This is a genomic window from Maritimibacter sp. DP1N21-5 (assembly GCF_019218295.1).
GTDB lineage: Bacteria > Pseudomonadota > Alphaproteobacteria > Rhodobacterales > Rhodobacteraceae > Maritimibacter.
In genome coordinates this window covers 802207-822101 of record NZ_JAHUZF010000006.1, presented here as the reverse complement: position 1 = coordinate 822101, position 19895 = coordinate 802207, and the positions used below count along the sequence as shown (strand labels likewise).

The 19895-nt window shown below is 60.4% G+C and carries 22 protein-coding genes and 2 tRNA genes; 5 read left to right on the top strand and 19 right to left on the bottom strand.

What is annotated here, in order from left to right:
• Positions 1-6: 6 nt before the first annotated feature.
• Genes rnd through purM form a run of 3 tightly spaced genes read right to left on the bottom strand, consistent with a single transcriptional unit; the run spans position 7 to position 2867 of the window.
• Complete coding sequence (gene rnd, locus KJP29_RS11690; RefSeq protein ID WP_218463731.1) at positions 7-1170, bottom strand: ribonuclease D; 1164 nt, start codon at positions 1168-1170, stop codon at positions 7-9.
• A gap of 33 nt (positions 1171-1203) precedes the next feature.
• Positions 1204-1824: a phosphoribosylglycinamide formyltransferase gene (gene purN, locus KJP29_RS11685; protein WP_218463730.1), complete on the bottom strand. Its 621-nt coding sequence runs from the start codon at positions 1822-1824 to the stop codon at positions 1204-1206.
• Positions 1821-2867: a phosphoribosylformylglycinamidine cyclo-ligase gene (purM, locus tag KJP29_RS11680; protein ID WP_218463729.1), complete on the bottom strand. Its 1047-nt coding sequence runs from the start codon at positions 2865-2867 to the stop codon at positions 1821-1823. The genes purN and purM overlap by 4 nt, the downstream gene beginning before the upstream one ends.
• 170 nt (positions 2868-3037) lie before the next feature.
• Between purM and KJP29_RS11675 the strand changes: the two genes are divergently transcribed.
• The 3 genes from KJP29_RS11675 (at position 3038) to KJP29_RS11665 (ending at position 4311) form a co-directional block, all read left to right on the top strand.
• A tRNA-Ile gene (locus tag KJP29_RS11675) sits at positions 3038-3113 on the top strand.
• A 118-nt stretch (positions 3114-3231) separates the two neighbouring features.
• Positions 3232-4155, top strand: coding sequence for an MBL fold metallo-hydrolase (locus KJP29_RS11670; protein ID WP_218463728.1), 924 nt, complete (start codon positions 3232-3234; stop codon positions 4153-4155).
• 81 nt (positions 4156-4236) lie between these two features.
• Positions 4237-4311 (top strand) — tRNA-Asn (locus tag KJP29_RS11665).
• Between the two features lie 138 nt (positions 4312-4449).
• Here KJP29_RS11665 and KJP29_RS11660 read toward each other — a convergent pair.
• The 6 genes from KJP29_RS11660 to KJP29_RS11635 all read right to left on the bottom strand — a co-directional run bounded on the left by KJP29_RS11660 (position 4450) and on the right by KJP29_RS11635 (position 7298).
• A complete protein-coding gene (locus KJP29_RS11660) occupies positions 4450-4869 on the bottom strand; it encodes a hypothetical protein (RefSeq protein WP_218463727.1) in 420 nt (139 codons plus the stop codon).
• A 419-nt stretch (positions 4870-5288) separates the two neighbouring features.
• Positions 5289-5498 (bottom strand): hypothetical protein, encoded by a 210-nt coding sequence (locus KJP29_RS11655; protein WP_218463726.1) that lies wholly within the window; start codon positions 5496-5498, stop codon positions 5289-5291.
• A complete protein-coding gene (locus KJP29_RS11650; protein WP_218463725.1) occupies positions 5495-5791 on the bottom strand; it encodes a hypothetical protein in 297 nt (98 codons plus the stop codon). Before KJP29_RS11650 ends, KJP29_RS11655 begins: the two co-directional genes overlap by 4 nt.
• Entirely contained in the window at positions 5788-6033 is a 246-nt protein-coding gene (locus tag KJP29_RS11645; protein ID WP_218463724.1) for a hypothetical protein, read from the bottom strand. The genes KJP29_RS11650 and KJP29_RS11645 overlap by 4 nt, the downstream gene beginning before the upstream one ends.
• On the bottom strand, positions 6033-6527 hold the full coding sequence (locus KJP29_RS11640) for a hypothetical protein (RefSeq protein ID WP_218463723.1): 495 nt from the start codon (positions 6525-6527) through the stop codon (positions 6033-6035). The genes KJP29_RS11645 and KJP29_RS11640 overlap by 1 nt, the downstream gene beginning before the upstream one ends.
• Before the next feature lie 24 nt (positions 6528-6551).
• Entirely contained in the window at positions 6552-7298 is a 747-nt protein-coding gene (locus KJP29_RS11635; protein ID WP_218463722.1) for a hypothetical protein, read from the bottom strand.
• Between the two features lie 235 nt (positions 7299-7533).
• Here KJP29_RS11635 and KJP29_RS11630 point away from each other — a divergent pair, with 235 nt between their 5' ends.
• Positions 7534-9054, top strand: a complete 1521-nt coding sequence (locus KJP29_RS11630) for a hypothetical protein (RefSeq protein WP_218463721.1) — start codon at positions 7534-7536, stop codon at positions 9052-9054.
• A gap of 406 nt (positions 9055-9460) precedes the next feature.
• Here the strand turns inward: KJP29_RS11630 and KJP29_RS11625 are convergent, their stop codons facing one another.
• The 7 genes from KJP29_RS11625 to KJP29_RS11595 form a co-directional block, all read right to left on the bottom strand.
• Positions 9461-11071 carry a DUF3987 domain-containing protein gene (locus tag KJP29_RS11625; RefSeq protein ID WP_218463720.1) on the bottom strand — a complete coding sequence of 537 codons (1611 nt, stop codon included), beginning with the start codon at positions 11069-11071 and terminating at the stop codon, positions 9461-9463.
• 181 nt (positions 11072-11252) lie between these two features.
• Positions 11253-11573, bottom strand: a complete 321-nt coding sequence (locus KJP29_RS11620; protein ID WP_218463719.1) for an AlpA family transcriptional regulator — start codon at positions 11571-11573, stop codon at positions 11253-11255.
• Between the two features lie 313 nt (positions 11574-11886).
• On the bottom strand, positions 11887-13194 hold the full coding sequence (locus KJP29_RS11615; protein ID WP_218463718.1) for an integrase family protein: 1308 nt from the start codon (positions 13192-13194) through the stop codon (positions 11887-11889).
• Between the two features lie 1090 nt (positions 13195-14284).
• Entirely contained in the window at positions 14285-14560 is a 276-nt protein-coding gene (locus tag KJP29_RS11610; protein ID WP_218463717.1) for a hypothetical protein, read from the bottom strand.
• Positions 14557-14913 carry a hypothetical protein gene (locus tag KJP29_RS11605; RefSeq protein ID WP_218463716.1) on the bottom strand — a complete coding sequence of 119 codons (357 nt, stop codon included), beginning with the start codon at positions 14911-14913 and terminating at the stop codon, positions 14557-14559. Before KJP29_RS11605 ends, KJP29_RS11610 begins: the two co-directional genes overlap by 4 nt.
• Positions 14910-15344: a hypothetical protein gene (locus tag KJP29_RS11600; protein ID WP_218463715.1), complete on the bottom strand. Its 435-nt coding sequence runs from the start codon at positions 15342-15344 to the stop codon at positions 14910-14912. The genes KJP29_RS11605 and KJP29_RS11600 overlap by 4 nt, the downstream gene beginning before the upstream one ends.
• A 28-nt stretch (positions 15345-15372) precedes the next feature.
• Positions 15373-16083 carry a hypothetical protein gene (locus tag KJP29_RS11595; RefSeq protein ID WP_218463714.1) on the bottom strand — a complete coding sequence of 237 codons (711 nt, stop codon included), beginning with the start codon at positions 16081-16083 and terminating at the stop codon, positions 15373-15375.
• 257 nt (positions 16084-16340) lie between these two features.
• Between KJP29_RS11595 and KJP29_RS11590 the strand changes: the two genes are divergently transcribed.
• The gene (locus KJP29_RS11590) at positions 16341-17222 is read left to right on the top strand and encodes a hypothetical protein (protein ID WP_218463713.1); all 882 of its coding nucleotides are present in this window, start codon (positions 16341-16343) and stop codon (positions 17220-17222) included.
• Positions 17223-17437: 215 nt separating this feature from the next.
• Here the strand turns inward: KJP29_RS11590 and KJP29_RS11585 are convergent, their stop codons facing one another.
• The 3 genes from KJP29_RS11585 to KJP29_RS11575 all read right to left on the bottom strand — a co-directional run bounded on the left by KJP29_RS11585 (position 17438) and on the right by KJP29_RS11575 (position 19762).
• On the bottom strand, positions 17438-18859 hold the full coding sequence (locus KJP29_RS11585; protein ID WP_218463712.1) for an AAA family ATPase: 1422 nt from the start codon (positions 18857-18859) through the stop codon (positions 17438-17440).
• Positions 18860-19129: 270 nt separating this feature from the next.
• A complete protein-coding gene (locus KJP29_RS11580) occupies positions 19130-19387 on the bottom strand; it encodes an AlpA family transcriptional regulator (protein ID WP_218463711.1) in 258 nt (85 codons plus the stop codon).
• Positions 19388-19558: 171 nt separating this feature from the next.
• Entirely contained in the window at positions 19559-19762 is a 204-nt protein-coding gene (locus tag KJP29_RS11575) for a hypothetical protein (RefSeq protein ID WP_218463710.1), read from the bottom strand.
• Positions 19763-19895 lie beyond the last annotated feature (133 nt).

Sequence of the window (19895 nt, the reverse complement as noted above, 5' to 3'; positions counted from 1 at the left end):
CAAGCCTCAGACCACGATCACCCGCACGCTCGAGCCTTTGACGCCAAGCGCCAGCTCGCCCTTGCAAAGCCGCAGCGCATCCTTGCCGAAGACCTCGGCACGCCAGCCCTTGACCGCCGGCACGTCCTTGCGCCCGGCCGCGAGCATATCGAGATCGGCCGCCGAGGCGACCAGCTTCTGGGCAACGCCGGCCTCCTCGCACCGCGCCTTCAGGAGCACGCGCAGAAGGTCGGCGAGTGCCGGGTTCACCTGAAGCTTGTCGCGTCCGTCGCTTTCGACCTGGGGCAGATCGTCCTGCGGACAGGCCAGCCCGGCTTGGACAGCGGCGAGGATACCATCCGCAATCTCGCCCTTGCGTGCCTCTCGCAGGAGAAGCCGCGACCGGCCAAGCTCGGCCAGATCCTTGGGCTTGGTCGAGGCCAGCTCCATCAGCGCGTCGTCCTTGTAGACACGGCTTCGGGGGATATTGCGGGTCTGGGCATAGTCCTCGCGGAAGGCCGCAAGTTCCCGCACCACGGACAGGAACCGCCCCGAATTGGTCCGCGTCTTCACCCGGCGCCAGGCCTCGCGCGGCGAAATGTCATAGGTCGAGGGATCGGTCAGCACCGACAGTTCCTCGCGCACCCATTTCTCGCGCCCCGACTTGTCGAGCTCGGCCTTCAGGAACTCGTAAATCTCGCGCAGATAGGTGACGTCGCCGATGGCGTATTTCTTCTGCGCATCGGTCAAGGGCCGGCGCGACCAGTCCGTGAAACGGCTCGACTTGTCGAGCGACGCCCGGCAAACCTTGCGCACCAGCGTCTCGTATCCGACCTGATCGCCGAAGCCCGCGACCATAGCGGCCACCTGCGTGTCAAAAAGCGGCACGGGAAACACCCCCGCCTCGACCCAGAAGATCTCCAGATCCTGACGCGCCGCGTGGAACACCTTGACCACGCCCTCATCGCGGAAGAGCTCGTAAAGCGGCTCGAGCGACAATCCCTCGACCAGCGGATCGACCAGCACGGCATCCTCGGTGTCGTCCTTGCCCGGCACGGCAAGCTGAACGAGGCAGAGCTTGGAGTAATAGGTCCGCTCGCGCAGGAACTCCGTGTCCACCGTGACGTAAGGGAAACTGGCTGCACGCTTGCAGTAGTCGGCAAGCGCCTCGGTCGTCGTAATCGTCTTCATTCGGATGTTCTTTTTTGCACGTCGCCGTCCCGTTTACGGCGAAACGTCGTTGATTGAAAGAGACGACGACAGGTCGATCCGCGACCTGTCTCCCGCCAGAAACCGCTCCAGAACCATGGGATAAAGCCTGTGCTCCATCGGCAGCACCCGTGCCGCCAGATCCTCGGGCCCGTCTTTCGCAAGCACCGGCACCCGCGCCTGACCCAGAACCGGCCCCCCGTCGAGATCCGCCGTCACCTCGTGCACCGAACAGCCGGCCTCGGCATCGCCCGCCTCGATGGCGCGGTCGTGGGTGTGAAGACCTTTGTATTTTGGAAGAAGCGAGGGATGGATGTTGAGCATCCGTCCTTCGTAGTGTCCGATGAACTTCGGCGTGAGAATGCGCATGAAGCCGGCGAGGCAGATCGCATCCGGCGCGGAATGGTCGACCGTGTTGATCAGGGCCGCCTCGAAGGCCGCGCGGTCCCCGGCGAAGTCGCGGTGATCCACGACCGCCGTGGGTATCCCCAGCGCCTCGGCCTTGGCGAGCCCCCCGGCCCCCGGCACGTTGGACAGGACCAGCACCGGACGCGCCACCGTGCCCGCCAGCATATGCTCGGCGAGCGCCACCATGTTGGATCCCGACCCGGAAATCAGGATCGCGACGCGCTTCACAGGAGCGATCCGAGGTAGCCCACGCCCTCGCCCGCGTTCATGCGCCCGATCTGGTAGACCGTCTCGCCCGCCGCCTCGAGCGTGGATTTCACCGCACCCGCCTGCGCCGGATCGACGACCAGCACCATCCCGATGCCGCAGTTGAAGGTCTTGAGCATTTCGCGCTCTTCCATGGCGCCGGTCTCGGCCAGCCACTTGAAGACCGGCGGCAGCGTCCAGGCGTCGAGATCAACGAGCGCCTGAAGACCCTCGGGGAACACGCGCGGCAGGTTCTCGGTCAGCCCGCCGCCGGTGATATGGGCCAGCGCATGGACGCCTCCCTGCCGGATCGCCTCCAGCACTTGCGTCACGTAGAGCCGCGTCGGCGCCAGGAGCGCCTCGCCAAGCGTGCCCTCGCCAAAGGGACAATCGGCATCCCAGCCCAGCCCCGATACCTCGACCAGCTTGCGCACCAGCGAATAGCCGTTGGAATGCACGCCGTTCGAGGCAAGTCCTAGCAACACGTCGCCCTCGGCCACGCCCTGGGGAAGATCGCTACCCCGCTCCATCGCGCCGACGGCGAAACCCGCAAGGTCGAAATCGCCGTCTTGATACATCCCCGGCATCTCGGCGGTCTCGCCTCCGATCAGCGCGCAGCGCGACTGGGCACAGCCCTCGGCGATGCCTTCGATGATCCGGGCCGCGTCGTCCACCGCAAGCTTGCCGGTGGCGAAATAGTCGAGGAAGAACAAAGGCTCCGCGCCCTGACAGACCAGGTCGTTCACGCACATCGCGACGAGGTCGATCCCGATCGTGTCCACGTTACCGGTGTCGATCGCGATCCGCAGCTTGGTGCCCACGCCATCCGTCGCCGCCACCAGCACCGGGTCCTTGTAACCCGCACCCTTGAGATCGAAGAGCGCCCCGAAGCCGCCGAGACCCGACATGACGCCCGGCCGATTGGTCCGCTTCGCCGCCGGCTTGATCCGGTCGACAAGCGCATTGCCCGCGTCGATATCGACGCCCGCATCGGCATAGGTGATCGAGGTTTTCGTATCGGTCATGGCAGCCCCCATTTGATTGACCCTCGCCTACCCCTTGACGCCGCCAAAGGCAACGCCACTTGCACGCGAGGCATCGGCAAGTGCTACGTGCGGGCGCCAGACGCTTGACCCCTCGCGCGCCTCTGGATACTCACATCGCCACGGCGCCCCCGCGGGATCGCGCCCATGGTGGGCCTGTAGCTCAATGGTTAGAGCAGGGCGCTCATAACGCCTTGGTTGGGGGTTCAAGTCCCTCCGGGCCTACCAGACCGCTCCCGGACCTTGGGCATCGGCCCCGGTGTTCGCGCGGCCAGGAGACTGGCATCAGGCTGTTTTTCAGACGAAGAGGCTTGCCAATCCCGGGCCGTCGGTCTTCCATCCGCCCATGGACATCCCCCACGACATGCCGCCGCACGGCATCCTCGAAGAGCTCGAACCCGGCATCCGCCGGATCATCGCGCCGAACCCCTCGCCCATGACCTATTGGGGCACGAACACCTTCGTGCTGGGCGAAGGCAACGTGACGGTGATCGACCCGGGTCCGATGGTCGAAAGCCATGCGCAGGCCCTTCTCGCCGGGCTCCAACCGGGCGAAAGGGTGGCCCATATCCTCGTGACACATGCCCATGTGGACCACAGCCCCCTCGCCCGGCCCCTGTCGGACGCCACCGGCGCCGACGTCTATGCCTTCGGCCCGGCCGAGGCCGGCCGCAGCGAGGTCATGGCTCACCTCGTCGCGCAGGGCATGACGTCGGGCGGCGAAGGCATCGACTGGGAGTTCTTTCCCGACGAGATCATCGCCGACGGCGACCGGCTCGACCTCGACGGCGTGCGGGTCGAGGCGATATGGACCCCCGGACATCTCTCAAACCACCTGAGTTTCGCGATGGGCGACGCGGTCTTCGTGGGCGACCATGTCATGGCCTGGGCCTCCTCCCTCGTCTCCCCGCCCGACGGCGACCTGACGGCCTTCATGGAGAGTTGCCGAAAGCTCGCCGCGCGGCTTGACCGTATTCACTATCCGGCCCACGGGCCCGCGATCACGGCGCCCCGGGACAGACTGGACTGGCTCATCGACCACCGCCTCGCTCGCGAGGGCGCCATTCTCGCCGCGCTCGAACATTCCGAGACCCTACCCGAGATCACCCGCGCCGTCTACACCGACACCCCGCCCGAGCTCCTCCCCGCCGCGGAGCGCAACGTCTTCGCCCACCTCATCGACCTCGCAAGTCACGGCCGGATCACCGCCACGCCCAAGCTGACAACGAACGCCGCGTTCCACCTGAAACCCCGCACGAACCCGACCTGACCGGCATCGCTACCGCCCGTAGCAAAATGTGAATTTCCCCCTTGCCCCCCCGGAATCGCATTGCTATATCGCCCCTCGTGTTCCGGCGTAGCTCAGCGGTAGAGCAGTTGACTGTTAATCAATTGGTCGTAGGTTCGATCCCTACCGCCGGAGCCAAAAATCCCAATAAAAACAGCTACATACTGAGACCGTCACTGGCGGTCTTAGTAGTTCATGAATCCTGCGTAAGTTTTGCGTAAGACCTGCCAGTAGATCTGGCTGGTGTGTAAGCTGCTGAATCAGAACGCAAACCGCCTACTTGGCATCAAGACGATCCCATGCCTCACGAAACTCGTCGCGGTCATATGCTGTCGGCTCCAGCCAATACGCGCCACCCTTCTTGTCTTGCTGCGCGAGCGCTCTCACCTCAGAGTTCCGCATGACAAAGCAAGTCGGCTTGTCGGAATTGGCGTGAATTGTGATCACCCACCACTCCGAGCGTAGCTCCTCGATCTTCCGACCGAGGGGCACAGCATAGCGTTTACTCAAGGCCTTGGACTGAACGCCGTAGAACACGGTTTCATCGGCATCTGTGATGATTAGGTCGGAACCCCGTGCGTTGCGTATTGTCGGCATGACGTGCCAACCACGCCGCGATAGCTGCCATGCTGCATAGTTCAGCCCGGAGTTGCCGGTTATCTGGTGCCTTATCGGCGGTGAGCTTTGAGCAGCCATCGGCGCAACCTCCCTGCATCTGAGAGGCTGCCCGGATCAAAGCCGGGTGTTGGAATCCTCGTGCGTAGCCCGAGGCACCGCCGCCTTTAGCGTGCGCCTGGACATACGCGACGGTCACCCGGCCGAAAATTCGACCGAGCTACGCATCGAGGGGATTCCACGCCCCACGGGCAGAATTTGCTGCACCGCAAACCATCTCTGCCACGTGACGTGATATACTTCAATGATGATAGGAGCTTACGAAAAGCGGCCCGGACGCATGTCCCGAGCCGCTTGCTAGGTCGCTGGCAAGGAGATGACCCGCCCTAGCTGGTCCCGATGGTTTAGCGAGCGTCGGTTTCCTAAAGCTCGTGCAGGTGGCGAGCCTGCACCGCGTGACGCCACTCCAATCACGCGGGCATATTGACCTTGTCCGTCCCTTACCGTCCCGCCTGCCACGTTCCGTCAGTTTCCCATTGCGCCAGCGCGTCGATGGGAAAGTCCTTCGCCAGCTTGCCCGCCGCTATTTCCTCAAGGCACTTCGCCTCGAAGGTGGCGAATGAACCGAACAGGCGGACGAATGGCGAGGGTCGCGGTAGCCGTGCCTCTTCCAGACGCCGAACCCGGCCAAGGAGACCCCGGACGCTCATGCCTCGCCCCGCAGCACTTTCAGCGCGGCGCCCAACTCCAAGGCGCGGGCGAAGTTCGCGTCTTTGCGGGCTTGCCGATCTTCTGCTTCCTCTGCGCTCCGCTCGCGTATCGCCTTCAAGTCGTCCGCCTTCGCCGAATAGTCGGGGTCGCGGATGGTGCTTTCGTCGCGGAAGTATCGCCCTGCATGGAAGGTGAGGTTGCGGTAGTTGTCGTGGTCATAAGTCTGCACCCGTTGCGGTTCATCCACCCACGAGCGGCCCGTATAGGGTAATTCCGATGGGGTCCGTCTCACTGCGCCCGCCCTCCATACCGCTGCTGATACTCATCGGCTGAGATAGGCATGATCTCGATATGATGCGCCATCTGGTCCGCCATGCTGGTCGCCCACGCCACCGCCTTCTGGTAGTTGGCGATGGGCTGCACGAGCAGTAGGTAGCGTCCCTCCGAACCGTGAATCCATGTTTCGACATGCGTGTCGCCCGCAAGAATCTCGTAGGCTGCCACCATGTTGCGCGTTGTATGAACGACACTCATCAGTTCACCGCCTTGGCTTCGAGTTGAACAATCCTCTGCTCCAACTCCTCGGTCGCCCGCACCGACGACAACGTGCCAATGGCGGAGACGATTTGCTGCGCCACCTCGGGGCTGACCTTCCCTGTGGCCACAGCCTCCAACACCTTCTCGACCTGAGCGCTGATCGGTAGCGAAGCGTCAAAGTCGAACTTGACCCGCCCGCTGTCGGACTTGAGCGGAGCGATGACGCGCGAGAGGATGAGCTGGGCCGCAGCACTGTCGCCCTCCAACGCCTTCTCGATCTGACGCTCCAGAATGCCGCCCGCGTTCTCCAAGAGCAGCTTGGTGATCTTCGTGCGGGCGACCCCAAAGTCAGCAGGCTTGCCGCTTGGGTTCGGGCTTCTCATGCCCTTGTGCCAGTTTGGGTTGCCCCGCAACGGGCCGGGTGCCGGGGTGTAGTTCTTCAGCCAGTCAGGCTGTTCAACCTCGGTCTCCCGATCGTTTTGCTGATCCATGAATCAAGGTGCCTCTCTGACGGTTCAGGCGTGTTTCTTGTAGACAGCGGCGGAAGCGTTGCGCGCGGCACGCACCTCGCGGGGCGTGACCTTTCCGACGATGCGGGAGACACATGCTTTGTCCTGCTTGATGATTGGCACGGTGCCGACCGCCCGTTCCATCTCACGCAGGATCAGCCCGCCCCGGTTCTCAAGGTGCGTCCGGGCAGCCGTGAGCGCCTTCAGCCGCTTGCTGGCCTCTGGTTTGCGCTGCTCATTGTAGGCGCGGAGGAAGACGGCGTGCAGTTCCTTCGACAGTCCCGACAGCATGGGCGGCGCGCCCAGCACGGCGGACAAAACTTCGTCGTCCTTCTCCGCCAGCGCCTGCTCCATCAGCTTCACGCGGTCCTTGCTCGCCTTCATGTGCGCCCGCACCTCGCCACTCACCGCCTTGCCGGCCAGTTCCTTCACGGACGCGGACAGGTCGCTTTCCAGCGATTTGATGGTAGTGGTGAACCGGGCAATGGTGTTGTCGAACCGCTGCGTCACAGCGGCCAACTTGCCCGCCGCATGGTCGTCGGTGCGGAGCAGCGCCGCTTCCGGAGTCAGCGTCGGGTCGGCAAACGCCGCCGCGCGCACCTCGTGGATGCTGGTAAGGTAGGAATACGCGCCCTCGAACGCTTCGACCGCAGGGGCGATGAAGGGCGCGGTGTCGGCGTCCACGCCATCCAGCTTCATCACGGTTTCGGGGTGAAGGTCGATGGAGACGCGGGTGTCAATCTCGGTTGCCATTTTGTCCTCGGATACAGAGTGAAACTTATGCTTGCAGTTTCAGCGTAGGACTTTCGCAAATAGGTCCGCTAGGATTTTGTTTTGCGATCAATTGCTTGCATCAAATCTTCGTCACGTGGACGGGCTGACCGCACATCAAACGGTCCAGCGAACCTCGTGCGGTCGGCACAGAAGAACATCACGCTAGGAAACGGGAGTTTCGGATGTATAGTCTCCCAAAACGTGTGGAGCAGTGATGCGTAAGACAAAGATTGATGAGATTAGCCTTAACGCAAAAGACTTAGCCTCGACGGCAACCGAACTACTTGGGTTCTTCAACAGCTCCGGCGAGGACGCATCGCCCAGCTTCGATGTTGCAAAGGCGATTCATGGAACCGACATTTCATTCGCTGATTGCGTCAGTCGAGTCACGGCTATAGCGGAGATTGCCGACAAATTTGGAAGCTCTAAACACTTCCTGATGGTCCCGGCCAACAGGATAACCCTGCTCAAGCAAAGAATAGACGAAGCCCAACAGCACCTAGACACATTAGGAAATCAGTTCCGCCAGGTGATAAAAGGTGGCGGCGGCATGCAGTTGTTCAACTATGACAACTTTCAACTCCAAACGACGAATGGACAAAACCACGACTTTAGAGGGTACTTCAAGAATTTCAGTGACAGCACCGAAACTCTACTGGATGCGTTCTATTTGGTTTTGACGGTCCTTAGGCCGACCCGTTCTACTTACAGCTTTCAGGCAGCAGCAAATGCTCTGTCGTCGCTGATTGAGTCATCCAGTGAACAAATCCGCAATTTGCATGAGGAGAATAAGGCTTTGAGGCAGGCAGTTGCCGCAGCCTCACAGCAAGTCTCAGCCGCAGAAACACAAGCAAGCAAAGCCAAGGAAGCCGCTGAAGAAACAATTCGCACAAGGGATGAGGGCGCCAAGGATCGCAAGACCATAGGTGAATATCTCGCTGACGCTACTGAAAAGAAAACCGCCATTGAAACTGCTCACACCGAAGCATCATCATTAGAAAATGAGGTGGAAGAGTATAGGGAGAAGTTCAAATCGTTCGACCGGCAACTTGAAAACCGAAATAAGGACTTTGAGCTAGGGAAAGAGAAGCAGGATAGTCTATTTGCCAAATTTGATGGACAAAAGGAGGCGGTAAAGGAGCTGATAGAAAGCAGCGAAAGCATGCTAAAGGGCGCGACCGTCGCGGGCCTTGCCAGCAGCTTCTCAGAAGCGCACCGCAAACTTGGTTGGCAGCTACTCTGGGCGCGTGTGAGCTTCTATGTGGGCATCGCCTTTCTTTTCATCTCTGCGATCCCATTAATGCTCTATGTATTCCTTCCAATTCTGGCTCCTTTCTTGCAGGCTCGTTACCCTGAGCTTGCCAGTGCCGCGCCAGCAATCGACACGCATGCGGAGATTAGTGGTTGGCAATATCTGGGGCAGGTCTTGGCTCGTTTTATTATACTTCTCCCGGCAGCATGGCTTGTCTCCTTCTCAGCCATACGTCACTCGTCACTGTTCCGACTGAGGGAGCACTATGCTTACAAGTATTCAATGGCTGTATCCGTCGAAGGATTCAGAAAGCAAGCCGCAGGCTATGAAAGTGAAATTGCTGCACTTGTTCTCGAACAGCTCGCCTTTAACCCTGCCGACAAACTGACACCGTCGAAGGATATTCCCGAAGGAAAGGTTCCTCACCCAATCCTTAACATCTTGGTCGACAAGTTCAGAAACGGAATAAACAAGAAAGAGTGAGAACGTCTTACGCACGCCTTGCCGCTCGGTATAACCACATGCCAGACCCATGCAGTTCCAGCCGCTTGGGTCCAGACCGCCCTTGAGTGTTGGTAAAGCGTAAGGCGGGCCAGCTCCCGGCTGCCGCGTAAAGCCCGGGCCGCCCCTTTGTGTAACCGTGTAACGTGTAACCCTAGAGAGAGCAAAAGCCTTACGGGGGGTGGGGCTACCCTGCCTTACGTAAGGGCCTCCCTCCCCAGCGTAAGGCTAAATGGGATACCCCGTGTTACACTAGTTACATGTTACACATGTTGTATAAATACCTGCAAAAGAAGGGAAATGCCGGTGAAAACCGTGTAACTGGCGAATGTTACGCGCGTTACACGGTGCCACTGTGGTCATACCGATCTGCCGTGCCTCTCACCGATTAGTCTGGTTCGGGCAGGCGCAGAATGCGAAACCCCTTGCCGTGGTAGCTATACGCCTCAACCACCCTGTCGCGCTGCACCTCCATGACGTATCCGCCCGCGATCAGCGCCCCCAGCGCGTCGTCCAAGGCACGGTTGGCACCGAACCTGTGGTCATAGAAAGCTGCGGCCCTCTTGGTCCGCTTTTGCAGGTAATGCAGCGGCACAATATCGTTCTTCTTCATCTCGGGGTGAACCTTGTAGCTCGCGGGCACCTCCAGCGTCAGGTATTCCCGGAGGATGGTGAACAGCTTGTCCTGCCGCGCCTCGTCGCCGGTGCCCACGTCGCCACTGTCCAGACGCTTCGCAAACGCCACAATGTCGCGCTGGACAATGTTGATTGCCCAGTCCGCGTGCTGCTGGCGGATCACCGGCGCATTGTAGTTGTCCGCGACTGCCAGCAATGCGGCCACCCTGAGCGCCTTGAGGTGCGCGCGGTTCCACATGGCGCGCCGCGCTTCGTCATCGCCGCTCTCGTTAATGCGGTCGTCGCAATAGTTGCTAAACAGATCGAGCGAAAGGCCCGCCCCAACCTCCCGTTCCACGAACTGCGACTGGTCCTTGGCGATCAGCAAGTCCGCCTGCGTGGCCATGTTGTTAAGCGCCCGTCGCATAGCCTCCGGGGGAGTAACGTTGGCACGCGCGTTTTTCAGCGGGCGCTCGCCCGCGTATTCGACGACCAGCCAGCGCGACACGAAGCCGTTTTCCGTCATGTTCTTCGTCAGGGACTCAAGAAACGTCCCCGGCGTCGTTTCCCCAATGACGCTGTAGCTGACCCCGGCGACCGACTGGACGTTGTTGTCGGTGTTGCTGTAACCCAGCCCGCCCACGATCGCCTGAGGCCCGGATTTGTGGTAAAGGTTGGTGAGCTGCGTTTGCAGGGTATGTTGCGGGCTGTCCGACCGAGCGTCTGCCATTGTCTTGATCTTGCGCCCCAACTCGCCGCTCACGTTGACGAAACAGGGGTTGCCCACACAGGCCTTCACCAGTGCTGGCCCGGATGCGTATTCCGTGAAGTCCACGAACTTATGAAACATCGGGTTCTCGCGCGCACAGGCACGGATAATGGCGCTGATGCCGCTGTGCATCGCCTCCTTACCCACGGCGCTACGGGCAATGAGCACAATGTAGAGGTTCAGGCCTGACTGCGGGATATGCCATGCCTTGCCACAGATGCCCGCCAGCAAGCCAAGGGCCGCGACAATAGCAACCTCTTTCACCGGGCGCGGTGCGGTGCGGTAGATGAACTGCGCAAGCTCCCCTGCAAACCCCGGCGGCCAGTCCAGCGGCGCGGGCGTGGGCATGGTGACGCGACGGCGCTTCACCGGCGCGGGAGGTGCAGGAACGTCCATGAAGAACAGCCCCCGGCTGTCCATGATCCGCCGCATGTCGGCATGGTAGTTGGGGTCAACCCCAGGCTCGTCCTCGGTTTCAGCCGTGTCAGCCTCGCCAATGCGCGCCGCCTGTTCGTAGATCCTCGAAACGTCCACCCACGTCACAGGCCCCAGGTATTCGGGCACATCCGTGTGCATGGCGTCGTTGCCGATACCGGCGTTATTTCCCATACTCATTGCATGAGCTCCTTATCCTGCTCGGTGGGGTTCATTGTCCAATGTCCTTTCAGCGGTCGGGTGCCCCCAGCATCCGGCCGCTTTTCATGATGGTTCTTACGCATGTCTTTTCGCGTGGCGGGCGCACGCAAACGCGCCCGCAGCTTGAGTCCGTTAGGGTTGCTGAACATTGTATGCACCCTCAGACGGTCGGCCGAAGCCACGGCGGAGTGACATGCGAGGCGTGCGCGGGGATGCCGTTGCGCGCACGGCTCTGCGAATGACGCGCCACGGCGCTGTATTCACTGGTGGAAGCGAACGTGCGCTCCGTCAGCCATGCGTCAATGTCACCGCGACGGTAACGCACAGCGGCGTTCTTGCCGTCTCCGAGCTTGATGAACTTGGGTCCACGTTTAAGGTGACGGTTGAGCTTCATGGTGCTCTCCGCGTAGCCGCAGAGGGGCGCAGCTTCCTCGGTCGTCAGCATCTGGTCGGGGTCGTAGTTGAGAGCCTGTGGGGCCATAATGAGGACTCCAGCTTGCCCGTGCCGCTCCTTCGCGGTCTTGGGCGTTTAAGCTGTGTCCTGGGGGGCTTTCACCCTTGCTCCACTTGGTTCTGGCTCTGGAACTTTCCTCGTGGGCGCGCCCCAGTGCGGCACGTATAACTACCGATAACCTATGCCCCCTGCGCCCGGCAAACGCTTTTTGCACATGGATACGAAACACAGCGTTTGCGCAGGGGCCGCGCTACAGGGCGAGCCGCAACCGCCGCTACCCTACCCCCGGCAAACCCCGATCCCCGGCTGCTGCCGGCATTTTTCGGGGGATACGGGGCGACTATGCGCGCTGCATGTCCACGACATTCGCGCTCGCCGCCTTCGCAGCCGCAATGCGCGCCTGTTCTTCAATCCAGTCCGCAACCTGCTGGACCTCGGGGTAAAGCCACCGCAGATCGGTCAGGTCCAAATAGCTATTCGCGCCAACATCGCGCTGGTCGGGCTTATGACCGATCAACAGGTCACCGCGAAACCGCTCGATGCGGCAGGCCTTTACTGAGGTTTCGCTAAACGTGCGCCGCATGTCATGGAGTGAAAGGTGAAGCCCCGCAACCTCGCTCACCTTCTCCATCGTCGCGCGAGGGTCCGTCACATAACCTTTCCTGCCCCGGCTTGGGAACACATGGTCGCCATTCGTCATGCGCCGCCGCTCTTTCAGCAGTGCTATCGCCTGCATTGGCATCGGCAGGTTAATGGGCTTGCCCTGTTTCCGGTCCTTGAGGTGCCAGTAGCACCGCGCCGGGTCGTCCTCGAAATGCACTCGATCCCAAGTCAGTCCCGCGCCCTCGTTCTTCCGCCCACCGCACAGGAGACTGAATATCACCAGATCGACTGCGGACAGAGTGTCGCTATGCGTCGTTGTCTGCCGCAGCTCTTGCAGCATGTTCCAGACCGCCCCAAGGCGATCCACCGGGATATACCGATCAGTCCGGTCGCCCTCGGGTGCCCACCGCTTATTCTTGCCCTTACCGTTCAGAACATGCACCGGGTTTGTGGTAATCAACTGCGTGCCGTCCGGCAGCGTATAGTCCTCGATGGCGAAGTTGATGAGGGTGCGCAAAACGACCATCGCGGCGTTGGCGGTGGATGGTGCGGGCTTCTTGCCGTGCAGGCCGCCCCGCTTCAACTCAGCATGGCGCTCTTTCACCATGTCGCGGTTGATCGACGCGATGGGCTTGTCCTTCCAGTCTGCGAACACGCGGTCGGTGTAGTAGTTGATCCACTTGACCGTGGTTGGCTTCAGGTTGCCGATGGCCAGATACTCCTTGGCCACAGCGCCAAGCGTCACCATCTCAACCTCGTGCTTCTTCTTCAGGTCGTTCGGGTCAACACCGTCTTGAAAGAGCTTGCGGTAGTCATCCGCGCGTCCCTGCGCTTCTTCCAATGTCAGGCCGCCCTTAATCCCATAGCTCCCGATGGTGACGCGGCGGTCCTTCGTGGTCCCGCGCACCCGGCCTTGGCAGATGAAGCTGAACACCCCGCCCTTCGTTACCCTCAGGCCGAGGCCGCGCGTACCGGTATCCCAATACAGCGTGTCCCGCTCGGGGTCGGGACGCAGCTTCTCAATAGCAGTTCTGGTGAATTTCATTTTGGGCATCGTTGAACCTCGCGTAAGACTCGCGTAAGACTTTTCAGCTAACTTGCGTTAACCTACGCTAACGTCCAATTGATGTAAACGAGCCTCAAACACCTGTCTGTAAAGGGTTTTGTATACTTACGCAAACCTCTGCTAACCACTACTAACCACAATTACGCTTTCCTGTTAATCAATTGGTCGTAGGTTCGATCCCTACCGCCGGAGCCAAATTACCTAGCTACAGCAAGCACTTAAGCGGCCCCTCTCACGGGGCTGTTTTGCTATTGGCGGCCCGTGCTAGCGCTATGCTAGCCGCTGTGCACGAGTCATAGCGCTCAGCAAAAAGCGGCCCGCTGCACATGCACGCGGACCGCTCTACAGGTCACGGGGAAAGGAGTTACCCCGCCCTGACTGCGGTTGTTGAGCTTAACGAGGAACTGAACCGCTATGCCTCGGGCGGCTGGCGAGGCCGCACCGTCGCTGCCACTCCGCGCGACGGTTATGGGTTTCGTCTCTGCCCCCTTGGGGGCGCTTTGCACTCACCGCACAAGCGTTGGCGGATTGTGTCGTCACTCCAGAACGGCTTGGCGCAGCACATGCACACGCGCCATCCAACCTTCCTGACCACGCGTGGCGGGTCGTAATCTAGATCGAGAACGGGCTCGCGGCACTTGCCGCCGTCAAACGGCCATGCCTTGAAGACCGGCTCGCTTAAACCTTGCGGGCTGATGTCTTTACGGATCGCTGTCTGTGCTGGCGCTATAGCGCGAGTCACAACCGCGCCGTCCTTACCGCCTTGGCTCGGTGCGGCCTGCGGCTGTGGGGGCGGCGCTGTCGCGGCTGCGGGCGCGGCTGCGGGGTGCTTGGCCCGGTAGCCCACCAGCCAATCGGGGTCCGTCAACACAACCCCTCCCGCTCCCATCGCTCAAGGTGCGGAAGCGGGAAGTCCCGGTCCAGCGCACCCGCCGCCATCTCCTGCCGCATCTGCTCAGCGAACGCCTCAAAGCTCCCGTAGGCGCAAGCGACGCGAGAGTGCTTGGGTGCTCGTGCGTATTCCAGCCGAGCGACGCGATTCAGGAGGGTGCGGGCGCTGGACATGTGGTCAGTCCTCGCCTTTCAGCACGCGCAGCGCTTCACCGAGGCGCAGCGCGGCAGCGAGGTTTGCGTCATTGTGGGCTTGCCGAAACTCGGCCTCCTCCAGACGGCGCAGGTGCAGAACCTTCTGCTCGTCGGGCGTGATGGTGTTGTCGAGGTCGTGGCGCGAGGTCTCGCGGCGATAGGCCTTCCCGTCGACATAGGTGATGTCGCCATCGTCACTGTGGTCATACTCGACTGGTCGTGCGTTTGAGTATGGAATGCTCGGTGCGGGTTGTCTCATTGCTTCCTCCGCTCCCTGATGGTCGGCCAGTCCGCGAGCGACAGGAACAGTTCGCGCGCCTCCAGTCTCACCTCGGGGTCGTCGGATGCGAAGGTGAGGTGGTGGACCTCCGACATGAACAGCGCGTGTTGCAGCGCTTCCTCGCTCTCGTAGGGTAGCAGTTCGATGGGGCCGGCCATGTAGTCGGCCATCGACAGCGCCCAGTTGACCGCGCGCTGGTAGTTGGCGAGCGGCTGGACGCAGAGCAGGCGGCGCGGCCCGGTGCTGCCGTGCAGGAATGTGGCCACAACCGTATCCGTCGCCAGCGGCCTGCCGACATGCACTTGGTTCCGTTTGGTCTCGATGTAGCTCATCGGCCCACCTCCTTCGCTTCCAGCGTGATGATGCGCTGTTCCAGTTCTTCCACCGCGCGGATGTTGCCCAGCGTGCCGATGGCCTCGATAATCTGTCGCCCCACGTCAGGGGCAATTTGTGCGGACGCGATGGCGGCCAACACCTGCTCCACCTGAGCGGCCAGCGGCAGCGACGGGTCGAGGTGGAACTTGACCTTCTCGCCCTGCGCCTTGAGCACCGGCAGGATGCGGCTGAGGACGAGACCCGCGCTGGCGGGGTCGCCCTGCTTTGCCTTCTCAAGCACCGCGTCCAGCACAGCGGGGCCTTCCTCAAGCAACCGCTTCTGTAGCTGAGCCATCGGAGTGCGGCCCGCAGGGCGGCCAGCCGGGTTCGGGGACTTCATCCCCGGATACCATCCAGCCTTCTCTGGCAGTGTAGATGCATCGGTCATGCGTTGTCCTCTGATGTTACAGGTGCGATCAGGCGTCCTTGAGCAGGAACGCCTTCTCGGCCTCGGTCTTGGCCTGACGCAACAGACGCACCTTGTCGGGGCGCATACCGACGGCCTTCTCAAGCTCCTTGAACACCAGCCCGGCGCGGGTCTCGATCAGTTCCCTGGCACCCTGCATCACCTTGAGGCGGGCGGCCTTGTCGGGCTGGCGCTTCATGTGCCAGAAGCGCGTCAGGGTGCTTTGCATGTCCGCGTCGAGGCCCGACAGGAACGGGGGCGCGCCGAGTATGGCACTGACGACCCGTTCGTCGCCCGCGTCGATGTGCTTCTGGATGAAGGTCTGCCGCTCGCCGGTGTTCAGCCCCTTCACGTGGTCACGGATTTCCTTGCCGAACGCACCTGCCGCAGCTTCGGTCAGTGGCATGTTCAACTCACCCTCAAGGAAGTTGATGCCCTTCACGAGGTTGGCGCGGGTGCTGTCGAAGCTCCGGGAGATGGTGTCCATCACCTTGTCGGCCAGTTCCTGTGTATGGATGATTTGCTGCGCTTCGTTCCAAGTCGGGTTCGTCTTGGCTTTTTCGCGCGCGTTCGCCACGTTGATGATGCCGTTGTAGGCGGTGCTGAACGCGGTCTCGGTCATGCCGAGCACCTTGGCGGTCTCGTCATTGTAGCCGTCGATGTGCTTGACGTTGTCCGGGTGAAGCGCGGGTGTGACCTGCGTGGAAACTTCGGTGCTCATGTCCTGTAACCCTTGATGAAATGCCGCTAGCGGCTGGTGAGGTGCTAGCAGGGTAGGACAAGCCGCTTTCGGTCCGCGAGCGAAAAGTGTTGTGAACCAATTACTTAGGTCATGCGCGCAATGGGTCGGCCAACATATTGCGGATATGTGGGTCGAAGTGAAGTCCCACCTATATGCCTGCTGATCATCAATGTCCGGTTGACACCAACAATCCGAATGTGAGCAAAAGTGTTCCAACTCTTCGTTAGGTTACCTACATGTCAGATGGCCCCAAAAGCGATACTTCAACAGGTAAGTTGTTTCGAGCTAATGAAGCCGTCCTTTTTCTGGGTTTATCAGTCGCGTCTTATATATATACCTTTTCAAACCAGAGAGCCTACTTAAGGACTTTCGGTATTGATGAAACCTTTGTTTCGGTTGAGGTTGACGCCATTGTTCGGGCTGGCGTTGGACTTGTTGCCTTCCTATTGCTCTTCATCAACTTTCTTCACTTACCGTCCATTTTTTACTCGAAGTCGTTCCAGATAATTTACGTCTTCCGCGTCTCAATTCTTTTCATTTTTGCATTCTTTCTGCCGGTCTTTCGGTACTCAGGCGTCAATTGGTGGTCCGTTACCTTCTTTGTGGTAGGAATGTTAGCGTTTTCTGTAGCTCTGTTTTCATTGATCAGGTCTTATCTTCGAGGCGGTACATTGAGCAGCTATTTTGAAGAAGAACTCGGAATTCAGAAGCAGCTCCTCAAGAAAGCGGCAGACCAAAAGATAGTTGACCTCATCGGCGACAGCATGTGGCTGGCAATTATTTTCGTCACTATTATTCCGTATGCCGCCGGGCTACTTGTTGGCACGCGGGAAGGCAACGGAAAAACTGATTTTCTCGAATTTCAAGACGATGCCGGGCATTATATAGTTGTCCATAGAGTAACTGACGTATTCCTGGCTGTTGGCTACGATTTTGGTGAGGATCTCACGCCTATACTAGATGGTCGAATAATGTTTCTTCAACCTGAAGACATTGCTAACCAAACTCTTGAGAGACGCCGTTTCGATACGGACCTGCTTAGGAGCCTGCCTCCCGAAAGGCAGTCCTTTTCTGAATGGTATGAATCAGAGATCCGCCCGCTCCTTGGTCCAAGGTAAAGCAATGATAAGGCGGAGGGGCCCGCCTTATGCCGTTGTAATGGCCGCCCCTATACCCCCAGCCAACTAACAACAGTTACAACACTAACAACGACTTTAATGCCGGCAAACCCGAATGTAACTGTTGTTAGTGTTGTTACGGCCTTGGGGGTATGGGGGCGATGCTTACAACGACACAAGCCGCGGCCTCTGCCTTACGCGGCGAAATGCCTGCATCACTTCTGCACTTCGTCGCTGATGGGCCGGTAGAGGATCATGTTGAATCCCGAACCTGTGGTAACCTCGACCTTGTGGATGAACGGGAACTGGCGCAGGTCCATGTCCACCTTCGCCCATTGCGCCCGGTTCACCTTCACGTCAGGCAACTGGCACTCGACTTGAGCGCGCATAATGTGCGGGTCCTTACCGGCATGGACCATCTCCACCAGCTTGTTCCGCACTATCTCAGCGACCGTCAGCTTGCGGCGGTCCTCAAAGCCACCCTCGTCGTCCTTCGGGATCGTAGTCGCATCGTGCCACAGCTCGTCCATGCCCCTCCTGCCCCACACAATCGCGCCCGGTTCCACCTTCACCAGAACGGAGTCGGGCATCTCGCCCGCACGCTCGTAGAGGACGTGAACCGGGGTCGTCTTGTAGGGGATACCGAACCAAGCGAGGTTCGTCTTGGCGACGACCGCGACATACTCGTGCTCCTCACGCTGGTCCGCAGCGTGCAGGAGTGAGAGGCGCGGACTGTTCACCCACGCCGTCGCGCCCATCACGGAGTCGGCAATGTGGTCATGCTTCCCCTTATTGGCGTGCCCGATGACCGCGACGGTCAGGTTATGCGCCTCGGCAAGCCCCTGAAGGTAGGCCATCAGCTTCTTGACGCCCTCGTCGGAGTTGGGACCGGCATTGGAGGTCCAAGTCGTCAAGCCGACCGCCGTGTCGAGAACGACGAGCCGGAGCGGGGGCACCCGCTGCTCTGCCGGGAGGTTCTGGATCCTCATGGATGCCGCCACGATGGCGGGTGCGAGGTGCTCGTAGACATTGAAGTTCGAGCCGATGGTGCGTCCTTGGTGGTCCTTCTTCACAGCCACCGCCTTCACGACTTGAAGCGTCCTGTCAGCGCCGCCCGCCTTCGTATGCCGCACCTTGATCCAGTCAGTCAGTTCTTCAACGCTGATCCAGAGGGTGGAGGCGTTCGCGCTGATGGCCGCTGCCATGCTGGCAACGAACGATGACTTGGCGCTGGACCCCCGGCCATAGAAACCGACCACGCACCGCTCGGGCAAGAACGGGTCGAGGAGATAATTCAGCGTGATGTTGGCGGTGTCGTCGGACATGGCAAACTCCAATTCGATGCTGTTCGGGTCGGCCTGGGGCGGGAGCTTGCTGTGCGTGCCCTTTTTGACTTGCTCCTTCTCAAGCTCCTTCTCGGCGGTCTTTGTGGCCTCCCGCTGCATCTCCAACAGCTTGTCGACCTTTTCGTTGTCATCTCGTGACCTGCGAGCTTCTGCGTCCGCCCGGCGCGCTTCGTATTCCGCTCGGCGGGTTTCCGGGTCCAGCGCCAATCGCTCGCGCGCGGCGTCGGCGGTTGGCCCAACGATGTTGTCGGCGACCCATTCGTCGGACCCCCATTGAGGCTGATCAGCCATGCTGCACCCCCTTCGTATCGGTGTGCATGGTCTCGTTGCCGGTCCTACCGGCCTGTCGCATACTGCTCATGCCGCAGTCCTTTTCTTGTCCGACTTGGCTGAGGCACAGCTCAAAGTCCTGTTGATGGAGGGGATCGGGTGGCGCCGGTCCCCTTTTTCTTGGGCACGGCTATGACCGTGCTGGATTGCAGGCACGCCCGAGGTGGGCGCACCCTTGCTGTGTTCCGCACATCGGCGGCTGGCATTCGTATTCATGGTAAATGGGTCGGCTCAGGCAGCGGTTTCGCTGGTGCTGCGCTTCTCACCCGAAGCCAGCCACGCGAGCACGTCAGGCTCCGCATACCAGCAACGCCGCGTGCCGCGCGGGTTGAAATAGCGCGGGCCGGTGCCACGCAGACGCCACTGGTCCACGGTCACGGGGTGAACCCCGATCAGTTCGGATACTTCAGCGGCAGACAGGGGGCGGTTGCGAGGGACGTATGCGAACTGAGCGCACAATTCCTCGAAGGTCGGTTCTTTCTGGATCATGTCGGTCTCCATTTGGTGACCGGCGGTGACCCAATCCCGGCTCGGGGCGTCCGCCACTAAATGTAGTGGCGGACGATGGTTGTAGGGTTACGCTAGCTTAGCTTTCGTGAGGTCGGCAACGACGACCTGCACATGGATGAAACCCGCCCCGCTGAAGCGAGGCGGAACTTCTTAGTTCCTATTGGCCCTCAAGGAAGTGCTCGCAATCAGAACCGAACGAACAATATCGTCGATGTTCGCAACCCGGCGGCTACTTTCTTCATCGGCCGCATCAAAGTTCTCCGAGACCGATTGAATCGCCTCGTCGAGAACTGCAATTGCTTCGACAATGGTGAACTGCTTCGGCAGCCACGGGGGAGTGATTTCAATTTTCATGTTTGTCTCCTTTGCCATCCGCTGGGCGCGCCATGACGGATGAACGTTGTTGAAACGGTCATCTGCCTGCCCATGCACCGCAGATATGAAAGGAAGATGCGAGGTCCCGACCCATGTCCTAAGAACTCGCCTG

Bases quoted from the DNA above. Each gene is read 5' to 3' on its own strand.
- KJP29_RS11620 (WP_218463719.1), bottom strand. From the start codon at position 11,573: ATGGCCCCACAGGCTCTCAACTACGACCCCGACCAGATGCTGACGACC.
- KJP29_RS11655 (WP_218463726.1), bottom strand. From the start codon at position 5,498: ATGAGCGTCCGGGGTCTCCTTGGCCGGGTTCGGCGTCTGGAAGAGGCA.
- rnd (WP_218463731.1), bottom strand. From the start codon at position 1,170: ATGAAGACGATTACGACGACCGAGGCGCTTGCCGACTACTGCAAGCGT.
- KJP29_RS11585 (WP_218463712.1), bottom strand. From the start codon at position 18,859: ATGGCTGATCAGCCTCAATGGGGGTCCGACGAATGGGTCGCCGACAAC.
- KJP29_RS11660 (WP_218463727.1), bottom strand. From the start codon at position 4,869: ATGGCTGCTCAAAGCTCACCGCCGATAAGGCACCAGATAACCGGCAAC.
- KJP29_RS11605 (WP_218463716.1), bottom strand. From the start codon at position 14,913: ATGAGCTACATCGAGACCAAACGGAACCAAGTGCATGTCGGCAGGCCG.
- KJP29_RS11590 (WP_218463713.1), top strand. From the start codon at position 16,341: ATGTCAGATGGCCCCAAAAGCGATACTTCAACAGGTAAGTTGTTTCGA.
- KJP29_RS11640 (WP_218463723.1), bottom strand. From the start codon at position 6,527: ATGGATCAGCAAAACGATCGGGAGACCGAGGTTGAACAGCCTGACTGG.
- KJP29_RS11615 (WP_218463718.1), bottom strand. From the start codon at position 13,194: ATGAAATTCACCAGAACTGCTATTGAGAAGCTGCGTCCCGACCCCGAG.
- KJP29_RS11670 (WP_218463728.1), top strand. From the start codon at position 3,232: ATGGACATCCCCCACGACATGCCGCCGCACGGCATCCTCGAAGAGCTC.
- KJP29_RS11600 (WP_218463715.1), bottom strand. From the start codon at position 15,344: ATGACCGATGCATCTACACTGCCAGAGAAGGCTGGATGGTATCCGGGG.
- KJP29_RS11580 (WP_218463711.1), bottom strand. From the start codon at position 19,387: ATGATCCAGAAAGAACCGACCTTCGAGGAATTGTGCGCTCAGTTCGCA.
- KJP29_RS11625 (WP_218463720.1), bottom strand. From the start codon at position 11,071: ATGAGTATGGGAAATAACGCCGGTATCGGCAACGACGCCATGCACACG.
- KJP29_RS11575 (WP_218463710.1), bottom strand. From the start codon at position 19,762: ATGAAAATTGAAATCACTCCCCCGTGGCTGCCGAAGCAGTTCACCATT.
- KJP29_RS11645 (WP_218463724.1), bottom strand. From the start codon at position 6,033: ATGAGTGTCGTTCATACAACGCGCAACATGGTGGCAGCCTACGAGATT.
- KJP29_RS11630 (WP_218463721.1), top strand. From the start codon at position 7,534: ATGCGTAAGACAAAGATTGATGAGATTAGCCTTAACGCAAAAGACTTA.
- KJP29_RS11595 (WP_218463714.1), bottom strand. From the start codon at position 16,083: ATGAGCACCGAAGTTTCCACGCAGGTCACACCCGCGCTTCACCCGGAC.
- KJP29_RS11635 (WP_218463722.1), bottom strand. From the start codon at position 7,298: ATGGCAACCGAGATTGACACCCGCGTCTCCATCGACCTTCACCCCGAA.
- KJP29_RS11610 (WP_218463717.1), bottom strand. From the start codon at position 14,560: ATGAGACAACCCGCACCGAGCATTCCATACTCAAACGCACGACCAGTC.
- purM (WP_218463729.1), bottom strand. From the start codon at position 2,867: ATGACCGATACGAAAACCTCGATCACCTATGCCGATGCGGGCGTCGAT.